This window comes from Xanthomonas populi (assembly GCF_002940065.1).
Taxonomy (GTDB): domain Bacteria; phylum Pseudomonadota; class Gammaproteobacteria; order Xanthomonadales; family Xanthomonadaceae; genus Xanthomonas; species Xanthomonas populi.
This window is the reverse complement of the sequence record NZ_MDEJ01000148.1, coordinates 1-9,392: the sequence shown is the minus strand read 5'-3', so window position 1 is coordinate 9,392 and position 9,392 is coordinate 1. Positions and strand designations below refer to the sequence as shown.

10 protein-coding genes are annotated in these 9,392 nt (G+C 64.3%); 5 read left to right on the top strand and 5 right to left on the bottom strand.

Going from position 1 to position 9,392, the window contains the following annotated elements:
- Nucleotides 1-78: 78 nt before the first annotated feature.
- Nucleotides 79-1,374, bottom strand: coding sequence for an acetyl-CoA C-acetyltransferase (locus XpopCFBP1817_RS17715; protein ID WP_128418123.1), 1,296 nt, complete (start codon nucleotides 1,372-1,374; stop codon nucleotides 79-81).
- 89 nt (nucleotides 1,375-1,463) lie between these two features.
- Here XpopCFBP1817_RS17715 and XpopCFBP1817_RS17710 point away from each other — a divergent pair, with 89 nt between their 5' ends.
- On the top strand, nucleotides 1,464-2,348 hold the full coding sequence (locus tag XpopCFBP1817_RS17710) for a hypothetical protein (protein WP_167393970.1): 885 nt from the start codon (nucleotides 1,464-1,466) through the stop codon (nucleotides 2,346-2,348).
- Between the two features lie 215 nt (nucleotides 2,349-2,563).
- Here the strand turns inward: XpopCFBP1817_RS17710 and XpopCFBP1817_RS17705 are convergent, their stop codons facing one another.
- The 3 genes from XpopCFBP1817_RS17705 to tmk all read right to left on the bottom strand — a co-directional run bounded on the left by XpopCFBP1817_RS17705 (nucleotide 2,564) and on the right by tmk (nucleotide 5,150).
- On the bottom strand, nucleotides 2,564-3,211 hold the full coding sequence (locus XpopCFBP1817_RS17705; RefSeq protein WP_128418121.1) for a superoxide dismutase family protein: 648 nt from the start codon (nucleotides 3,209-3,211) through the stop codon (nucleotides 2,564-2,566).
- Nucleotides 3,212-3,260: 49 nt separating this feature from the next.
- Nucleotides 3,261-3,863 carry a superoxide dismutase family protein gene (locus tag XpopCFBP1817_RS17700; RefSeq protein ID WP_167393969.1) on the bottom strand — a complete coding sequence of 201 codons (603 nt, stop codon included), beginning with the start codon at nucleotides 3,861-3,863 and terminating at the stop codon, nucleotides 3,261-3,263.
- A 609-nt stretch (nucleotides 3,864-4,472) separates the two neighbouring features.
- Entirely contained in the window at nucleotides 4,473-5,150 is a 678-nt protein-coding gene (gene tmk, locus XpopCFBP1817_RS17690; protein WP_128418120.1) for a dTMP kinase, read from the bottom strand.
- A 691-nt stretch (nucleotides 5,151-5,841) separates the two neighbouring features.
- On the opposite strand from tmk, the gene rocF reads away from it, so the two are divergent.
- The 4 genes from rocF (at nucleotide 5,842) to XpopCFBP1817_RS17670 (ending at nucleotide 8,782) form a co-directional block, all read left to right on the top strand.
- Nucleotides 5,842-6,765, top strand: coding sequence for an arginase (gene rocF, locus XpopCFBP1817_RS17685; protein ID WP_128418119.1), 924 nt, complete (start codon nucleotides 5,842-5,844; stop codon nucleotides 6,763-6,765).
- A 109-nt stretch (nucleotides 6,766-6,874) separates the two neighbouring features.
- The gene (locus tag XpopCFBP1817_RS17680; RefSeq protein ID WP_128418118.1) at nucleotides 6,875-7,009 is read left to right on the top strand and encodes an entericidin A/B family lipoprotein; all 135 of its coding nucleotides are present in this window, start codon (nucleotides 6,875-6,877) and stop codon (nucleotides 7,007-7,009) included.
- Between the two features lie 101 nt (nucleotides 7,010-7,110).
- Nucleotides 7,111-7,245: an entericidin A/B family lipoprotein gene (locus XpopCFBP1817_RS17675; RefSeq protein ID WP_128418117.1), complete on the top strand. Its 135-nt coding sequence runs from the start codon at nucleotides 7,111-7,113 to the stop codon at nucleotides 7,243-7,245.
- 247 nt (nucleotides 7,246-7,492) lie between these two features.
- Complete coding sequence (locus XpopCFBP1817_RS17670; RefSeq protein WP_128418116.1) at nucleotides 7,493-8,782, top strand: tryptophan--tRNA ligase; 1,290 nt, start codon at nucleotides 7,493-7,495, stop codon at nucleotides 8,780-8,782.
- A gap of 399 nt (nucleotides 8,783-9,181) precedes the next feature.
- On the opposite strand, the gene XpopCFBP1817_RS22240 is transcribed toward XpopCFBP1817_RS17670, so the two are convergent.
- Nucleotides 9,182-9,392: VOC family protein (locus tag XpopCFBP1817_RS22240; RefSeq protein ID WP_208619655.1), on the bottom strand; the 211-nt coding region annotated here is incomplete at its 5' end.

The window sequence follows — 9,392 nt, the reverse complement described above, 5'->3', positions numbered from 1 at the left end:
CTGTGCATCACCGAAGGGCAGTTGCATGGAGGTGAGTGGATAGTGTTGCGCATCGTGGGTGCGTTGTTCAGAGGTTGCTTAGCGCTCGACGATGGCCACCACGCCCATGCCACCGGCGGTACAGACCGAAATCAACGCACGGCCGCCGCCGCGTTCTTCCAGTTGTTTGGCGGCGGTAGCCACCACGCGCGCGCCGGTGGCGGCGAACGGGTGGCCGGTGGCTAGCGACGAGCCCAGCGGGTTGATCTTGTCCGGGTCGATACGGCCGAGTGGCGCATCCACCCCCAGGCGATTGCGGCAGTAGTCTTCGCTTTCCCAGGCGCCCAGCGTGCACAGTACCTGCGCGGCGAACGCCTCGTGGATTTCGTAAATGTCGAAGTCCTGCAGGGTCAGGCCCTGGCGCGCCAGCATCTGCGGCACTGCAATGGTCGGCGCCATCAGCAAGCCTTCGCCATGCACGAAATCCACCGCCGACACCTGCGCATCGCGCAGATAGGCCATCGGGGTGTAGCCGCGCGCCAGCGCCCAGGCTTCGCTGGACAACAGCACCGCAGCGGCACCGTCGGTGAGCGGGGTGGAATTGGCCGCGGTCAGCGTGCCGCGTCCGGACGTCTTGTCGAAGGCAGGGCGCAGCGTGGCGAGCTTTTCCAGCGAGGTGTCCGCGCGCAGGATGTTGTCGCGCGACACGCCGCGGAACGGGGCGATCAACGCATCGAAGAAGCCGCGCTCATAGGCAGCGGCCAGCTTGTGGTGCGAGGCCACCGCCCACGCGTCCTGCGAATCGCGCGCGATGTTCCATTCCTTGGCCATGTCCTCGCAATGCTCGCCCATGCTCTTGCCAGTGCGCGGCTCGGCCACGCCGGGGAATTCCGGCTTGAGCTCACCAAATTTGAAACCACGCAGCAGCGCCTTGAGCTTGTCGCCGGTGGCCTTTGCCCGGTTGGCGGCCATCAGCCGCGCGCGCAGCTTCTTGCCGTAGACGATCGGCACTTCCGAAGTCGTGTCCGAACCGCCGCCGATGCCCGAATCGATCTGGCCCAGCGCGATCTTGTTGGCGATGGTGATCACCGAATCCAGGCTGGTGCCGCAGGCGCGCTGCAGGGTGATGCCCGGCGTCAGCGGCGACAGGCCGGACGACAGCGCCGCCTCACGCGCCAGGTTCCAGTCCGATGCGTGCTTGATCACCGCCCCCATCGCCACTTCGCCCAGTTGCTGCCCATGCAGCCCGAAGCGCTCGACCAGCGCGCCCAGCGTGCGCACCGACATGCCCAGGTTGCCCACGTCCGCGTACGCGGTGTTCTGACGACAGAACGGGATACGAACGCCACCCAAGATGGCGACGGGACGGGCTGCGTGCATCGGTTGACCTGGCATGGAGGACTCGGGGACATGTCCTGCACAGGGCCGGCAGGCATAATGGCCGCAGTGTAGCTTCGACCCCCGTGATGGGCCAACCGCGAATCATGAGCAAGACCGAACACGGTGTGACCGCCATGGGTGTCATGGCGCTGGAATTGACGGGCGGAACCGCCCCCGAGCGCGGCGCTTTGGCGCCAGAGCAGGCAGGCATGCTGGCCGAACGCATCGGCCGCGACCTGGCGCAATGGATCCCTGAAGTGCGCACGCTGGAACTGAGCGTGGCAATGGCACATTTCGACCCCGCCGAAGTGCTGCGGCCGGGCTGGCCGCTGCATCGCCGGTTGGAAGAGCTGCATGCGCGCGCACCTGGCCGCGACCAGGGCCCGCGTGTGCTGGCCTTCGGTGCCGATGCGCAAGGCGAGATTCCCTTGCCCTTCCAGGCCGACACCCAGCTGACCGGCGGCGGCCTGCGGGTGCTGCCGTTCCTCCTCTCCGGCGATCCGGAGATCGTCGCAACGGTGGCCGATGCGATGGAAGACCTGCTGCTGGCACAGGGCATGGCGCAGGCCGATACCGCACTGCTGGCGCAGGAAAGCTTCGGCGCGCGCATCGAACACGCGCGTTACCTCACTGCGCACGATCTGGCGGCGATGATTTCGATGCAGTACGACAACCAGGGCCTGGCGCCGCTATGGCCGCTGATCGAGGCCGCCCTGCTCGCGCCGCACACCGAAGAGTGGCTGGAACAACCACCCGAACCGGTGCTGCGCTATGTCGATGGCGAAGTGCGTATCGCGCTATTCGACCCGGCCGGCTGGTGCGATTACTACACATACGACCGCGAAAACTGCGAGCGCCTACGCGGGGTCTATGAGCACTATCTCTCGCGTCAGCGCCAGATGGCCGCCGTGCTGGAAGCGCATGGGCTGCCGGTGCTGTATGTGCATGTGGAACCTAGGCAGGATCCGCGTCAGGCGTTGGCTGCGTAAGCAGCGCGCCGGTTGCGTCGGCGTCTGTGCTGTACGCGCACTGGAAACCGGCGTTTGTGTGACGAATCTGGCGCGGTCCTGCGTGCCTCACGTCCGTGTGCTTAACCGATTCCGTGTGCTGAAACCAGAACCGATGCCTGGCAGGTGTGCGCCAGACCGATCACGGAACGGCGATAAACCACCGCAGCGTTTGATTGCCTGCTCGCTTCTGTCGCTTACTTGGTCGCAGCCGGCGCGTTATCGGTGGTGATCACACCGCAGGCCAGACGGCCGCCAGCGTTACCAGTGGGCTGGGTTTTGTAGTCGTCCGCATCGGCGTGCACGATGACGGCGTGGCCTGCGATATCGAACTTGTCGGCCTTGCCGAGATTGACGTTGCTCGACACCGGGCCATCAATGCTGGCATTGCCCTGCGCGTCGGCCTTGATGTTGGGCATGTCGCCGCCGTGATGCGGGTCGGCACTGACGGCGCCATGATCGGACTGGGCCGGGTTGAAATGGCCGCCGGCGCTGCTGCCGTCCGGTGCGCTGCAATCGCCCCTCTCATGGATGTGGAAGACGTGCTCGCTGTCGGGCTTGATGCCACTGAGCTGGCCGGTGACACGCGGCGCGCCGTCGACGATCTTGAAGCTCACGGTGCCTTTGACTTCGCTGTCCTTGGTCGGCTTGAGCTCGGCGGTTGCGGTCGTGGTGGCTGCCGCTTCGGTAACCATGGAGGCACCGTGCTCGCCACCATGCGCCGCTTCGGCCGGCATGCTGGCCTTCGGTGCGGGTGCAGGATCGGCCGGTACGGGTTCGTCGCGCTTGCACGCTGTCAGCACCAGCGCGGTCGCCAGGAACAACGTTGTCGGAAGAATGCGCATGAAAAAACTCCTGTAGAGAGACCGCAGTTGCGGCCATTGATGCCCCAACTCAGGGCTGCGAGGGGGGCGTGCGCCACTGAGTCACGCGAATGACGCCGCAAGCCAGACGCGCGCCAGCATTGCCGCTGGGTTGGCTGCGATAGTCGTCCGGATCGGCATGCACGATCAACGATTTGCCGACCACGTCGGTCGGCGCGGCATCGCCCAAGGTGATGCCGGCGATGATCATGTCCAGATGTGCGACGCCTTCGGCATCGGCACGCAGATTGTCCATGTCGCCCAAGTGATGCACACCGCTGCTGCCGCGCCCGTGCGGTGCACCGGTCGGATTGAAATGCGCACCCGCGCTGCTGGCATCGGCAGCGCTGCAATCACCGCCCTCGTGCACATGGAAGCCGGCCACGCCGCCAGGGCGCAGGCCACCGACAGTGCCGGTGACGCGAATGCCCTGTAACGCAGGAACCAAAACAACGCGACCGCTCACCAGGCTCCCCGAGGCCGATGCCAGCGCCGCTTCGGCCTGCTGCACTGGACGGGTCGGCACCACGCGTGTGGTCGGCGGTGGAGGTGTCTTGGGCGGTGGTGGCGTGCTGCTGCAAGCGGCCAGCGCCACCGCGGTGAGGGCGATGATCGTGGACGACCGGTAACGCATCGAGCTGTTCTCCTGATCAGGCATAGGAAACCTATGCGGGCGCATGTTCACGTGTCATGAAATGCGTTTGGTGGACGGCTGGAGTTTACGGGGGTGGTGTGGAGGGTCGGGTTGTTTGAGGATGCGGGTTGATGGAGTACGCGGTATCAGTACAGACGTCTACCACTACGCGTTCGATGCCAACTGGTCATTGATGTGTCGTGAGTCGCTTGGACCATGGCGTCAGCAGGTAAGGGGCTGCGATGGCGTATCGATGGCAGAGGGATGCGGTGGTGTGTAGATGACTAGCGCTTGCCGTGGGTGATGCTCGTCAATCTCACTTCGGCCGACATCCAAAGGGCTGCGTATAAGCAATGCGCGTGCAGTAGCGCTTTTATCGGCACAGGCACCCTCACCCCAACTCCCGCTGCGCGCCCCGGCCCGCGCTTGCGGCGCGGGCGCTTCAAGGCACGCACGCCGATGGCGCGCAAACAGTGCCTTCTCGCCCTGAGGGGAGAGGGGCGAGAAGCAGCTTGCGCTGTCGGGGCTGGGTACGGTGTTCGTAGCTCGCAGCTCGCAAAATCACACCGCGCAACGCTGCTGTTGCCTGCGCGTAGTACGCGCAGCAGATCAGGCCGGGCGACCGGCCGATAGCAGTTCCAGGACGGCCTTGTCTGCGTCGACGGCGTCACCGCTCAGACGTTCGGCTAATGCTGCCACGACGATGGTATGGGCCTGGCGTAGCACGCTGTCTGCATCGGCGCTGGCGTCCACGACGTGCTTCCCGGGCAACTGCAGCTGCGCAAAGATGCTGCGGCAGCATTCCAGGGTGTCCTGGGTTTCGAAGTGGTTGGGTGCGTCGCCGCGGGCGCGGATGCGGGACAGGCCGGTGGACGGTGGCAGGTCGAGCAGCAACAGCACATCCGGGCGCGGTGCGAAGGCGTTGCGTTCCAGCAGGTCGTCCAGCGGCAGGCCAGCGGCACCCTGATAGGCGACCATCGACGGAAAGTAGCGGTCCAGGATCACCACGTCGCCGCGCGCCAATGCGGGTGCGATGAGTGTCTTCACATGTTCGTGGCGGTCGCGGATCAGCAACTCGGCCTCTTCTTCTGCGCGCAGGCGACCGGTGGCGGCGGACTGACGCAACTGGGTGCCCCAGGGGCCATTGGTGGGCTCCTTGCTCAGTACGACGCAGGCGCCTGCCGCTTGCAGGGTGGTGGCCAGGCTGCGGGCGAGGGTGGTCTTGCCGGCGCCGTCGATGCCTTCGATTGCGATCAATAAGCCGCCGGGCTTCAGTTCGATTGTCATCACGCTACTTTATCCCATCGTGGCAATGGATCAGCACTGCGGCAGCGCGTTGGAAGCGCAAGTCAGTGGTCGATTCCCGCGCGTCGGGGTAGCCGTTGCGCGCCACCGAAGGCGGCACTGCTGCCGCGCACGGACGCTTGCGCACAGATCGCTGGATGCCGGCCTGTTCAACGACTGGCTGAGCGAGAAAAACAGCAGCGCACGACAGCTGTCGGCTGCGCGATGTGCGATGTGCGATGTGCGATCAGGATGTGTCAGTGCGCTAAGCGGCTAAGCACCGGCTGCGCGCGTGCAAGCCGCATGTTGCCGTGACGGCTTGGCTGCCCACCGCCGCCGCTATTTCCAACGCAATCTCACTGACAAGCGTATTCCGCAACGCACAGATGCGCCACACACTGCCCAACCACGTCACTTGAAGCAGCCATCAAACCTCTGCGCAGCTGGCAAGCGAACGCGGCTGGTGGTCGGTCGTGCTCCGTCCGAGATGGATCACGCCGACACCGCAGCCTTTGTGCATGCCGTCCGCACCCGCCCGACGATGACCCGCTACGAGGGATCGGCCGCTGTTGGTATGGCTGCAGTGGCAAAGGCGATTGTGTGATTGGTGACGCACGCCGTGCGCTGCGCTGCCGCGCGTCAGTGCGCGAGCCGACGACTAGACTTCAGCGCTTTATCGACGCTGGAGCAATGCATGGCGACCCAGTACCTGCCGGTTTCCCTGATTGGCGTTCCCACCGACATCGGTGCCGGCCACTGCGGCGCGCGGATGGGGCCCGAAGCGCTGCGCATCGCCGGCTTGCAGCAGGCCTTGATCGGCCGCGGCGTGGAGGTGCGCGACCTGGGCAATCTGGACGGCCCGCGCAATCCGTGGCTGGCCCCGCAGGCCGGCTACCGGCATCTGGACGAGGTGGTGGCCTGGAACCAGGCGCTGATGGACGCCAGCTACGCCGAACTGTGCGCCTGGCGCATGCCGATCATGCTCGGCGGCGACCACTGCCTGGGCATCGGCTCAATCACCGCCGTGGCGAAGTATTGCCGCGAGCAGGGCCGCCCGCTGCGGGTGCTGTGGCTGGATGCGCATTCGGACTTCAACACCAGCGAGGTGACGCCATCGGGCAACGTGCACGGCATGCCTGTGGCCTGCCTGTGCGGGTTGGGCCCGCAGGCGCTGACCCATCTGGGCGGCAGCGCGCCGGCGCTGTTACCCGAGCAGGTGCGGCAGATCGGTATCCGCTCGGTGGACCCGGAGGAGAAGCGCCTGATCAAGCAGCACCGCATTGAGGTCTACGACATGCGCTACATCGACGAGGCCGGCATGAAGCGCACTATGGAAGCCGCGCTGCAGGGGATGAGTGCGGACACCCATCTGCACGTGAGCTTCGATGTGGACTTCCTCGACCCCAGCATCGCGCCGGGCGTGGGCACCACCGTCCCCGGTGGCCCCAACTACCGCGAGGCGCAGCTGGTGATGGAGATGATTGCCGACACCGGGCGTATGGGGTCGCTGGACATCGTCGAGCTCAATCCGGTGCTGGACAACCGCAACGCGACCGCCGAGCTGGCGGTGGATCTGGTAGAGAGCCTGTTCGGCAAGTCGACGCTGATGCGAGATTGATCGGTCGCTGAACGCGGCACGCCACGTTCACATCAACTCCACGGCCACGCAGTCAGATTTGGCGCCAAGCGCGGTGCGTTGGCACAGACTGCAGAACTGAGGATGACCGATGAAGCGACTGCTGACACTGATGGTGATGGGCCTGTTTTCGGCCGGCGTGATGACTGGCTGCAACACCATGGCCGGCGCCGGCAAGGACATGCAGGGCGCAGGTGAGAAGGTCGAAAAAAAGGCCGATAAATAACTGCAGCGACGGTGAGTGCTGATTCCAGTGCTTGCCTGATTTTGTTTGTGCATTGATTGATCTGCGGCAAGTCGCCGCTTAACCCACGAAGGAGTTTTTTTATGAAGCGTGTCATTATGCTGCTGGTGCTGTCGATGTTGTCGGTCGGCATGCTGTCGGGTTGCAACACGATGGCCGGTGCCGGCAAGGACGTGAAGGGCGCTGGCGAGAAAGTGGAAGACGCTGCGCGCAAGTGATCTAACGCCGCATGCTTAAAAAAACGGGCCGCACGGCCCGTTTTTTTTGTTTCGACTTTTTGCAGGGATTGCGACGAATGCGCAATTTCGCTCACACGATCAGGTGAGCGAACACTGCACACGGCGGGTCGCCTGATGGGGCCGTTTTGCGTCTGAGGGCGGCAATCATGGATGCAGGGCCGGCGCGGCCATGCCGGTCGCACGGAACGGCTAAACTTGTGCGCTGACTTTCCTGACCTTCACGCAGATGACCACGCGCGTCCTTACCGGCATCACCACCTCCGGCACCCCGCATCTGGGCAATTACGTCGGTGCGATCCGCCCGGCCATCCAGGCCTGCGCCGGCGCCGATGCGGAGAGCTTCTACTTCCTGGCCGACCTGCACAGCTTGATCAATGCCCAGGACCCGGCGCGCACGCAGCGCTCCACCCTGGAGATCGCCGCCAGCTGGCTGGCGTGTGGGCTGGATCCGGAGACGGTGTGGTTCTATCGCCAGTCCGATGTGCCGGAGACCACCGAACTCCTATGGTTGCTGACCTGCGTGGCTGGCAAGGGCATCCTCAACCGCGCGCATGCCTACAAGGCGGCGGTGGACAAGAACCGCGCAGAGGGCGAAGACGAAGATGCGGGCGTGAGCGCCGGCCTGTTCATGTATCCGGTCCTGATGGCGGCGGATATCCTGATCTTCAACGCGCACAAGGTGCCGGTGGGGCGCGACCAGATTCAGCATATCGAGATGGCGCGCGATTTCGCCCAGCGCTTCAATCATGTGTATGGCCGCGACTTCTTCACCTTGCCCGAGGCGGTGATCGACGAGCAGGTCTCCACGTTGCCGGGCCTGGACGGCCGCAAGATGAGCAAGAGCTACGGCAATACGATTGCGCTGTTCGCCCCGCGCGAGGAACTGCGCAAGCTGGTGTTCTCCATCCTTACCGATTCGCGCGCGCCCGGTGAGGCGAAGGAGACGCAGGGTTCGGCGTTGTTCCAGCTCTATCAGGCCTTCGCCAGGCCACAGGAAACGGCTGCATTTGCCCAGGCCTTCGCTGACGGTATCGGTTGGGGCGATGCCAAGCAGCAGCTGTTCGAGCGTATCGATCAGGAGATCGCACCGCTGCGCACGCGCTACGAGGCGCTGATGGCCGAGCCGGCGAAGATCGAGGCGATTCTGCGCGCCGGTGGTGCACGTCTGCGCGCGCGTTATGCCACGCCGTTTCTGGCCGAGCTGCGCGCTGCAGTGGGTCTGCGCGATCTGTCCAGTCAGGCCGCTCCCCCTGCGGTTGCCGCAGACGAAAAAATCGCGCCGCCGGTGTTCAAGCAATATCGCCAGAGCGATGGGCAGTTCTACTTCAAGGTGAACGATGGCGCCGGTGCGTTGCTGTTGCGCAGCGATGGCTTCGCCTCGCCGCGCGATGCGGGTCAGTTGATTGCGCGCTTGAAACAGGCCGAGCAGGCCAGCGATCTGCAATTGCCGGGCGTGCATGTACAGGTTGAAGCGGACGTGATTCTTGCGGCGATGCGTGTGTTGCGCGAGGCGTGAATGGCTGGCGCGTCAGGATTGTTGATGCCCTTCAAATAGAGAAGGATGCACGGCAGGCGGCTCAGGCCGCCTGTTGCAAGCCACCCAGCAGAGGTCATGGCGGCTTGGGCGGCGAAGAACCATCGGCTCACCAGCCGGCCCCGCCATAACAAGAGGGCTCCTGCGGCCACAGCAAGATCAAATGCAAAGCTGTAGAGCATGCTGGGCGACGCCAGATACCTCAGCGAGAAGCCGATCGCGTAAGGGCTGAGCGTGATGAGCTTCCAGCAGGCAATCACCAGTGGCAGCACGGCCAGTGCCTTGCTGAACCTAGGGAACAGGAGAACTTTTTCCATGGGCGCTAACGCTTGAATTAAGCCGACCCGCGAAGCTGCGTCGGCTTGAATGAATTGTTAGGCGTCATTTGACTTGCCCGATCCAGAGGCGATTACCGTCTGGGTCTTCAATGCGGAACTCTGTCATGTGGTAGAAAGTGTCATCCACCTCTGGAACATCCAAGCCGTTATCCCGAGCATGTTTGTGGAACTCCCGTAAAGGAGCCTCTAAAAACCCCAGCAATCTGCCATCATTGACTTGACGCCCTGCCAGCGGAGAACGACAGACATGATCA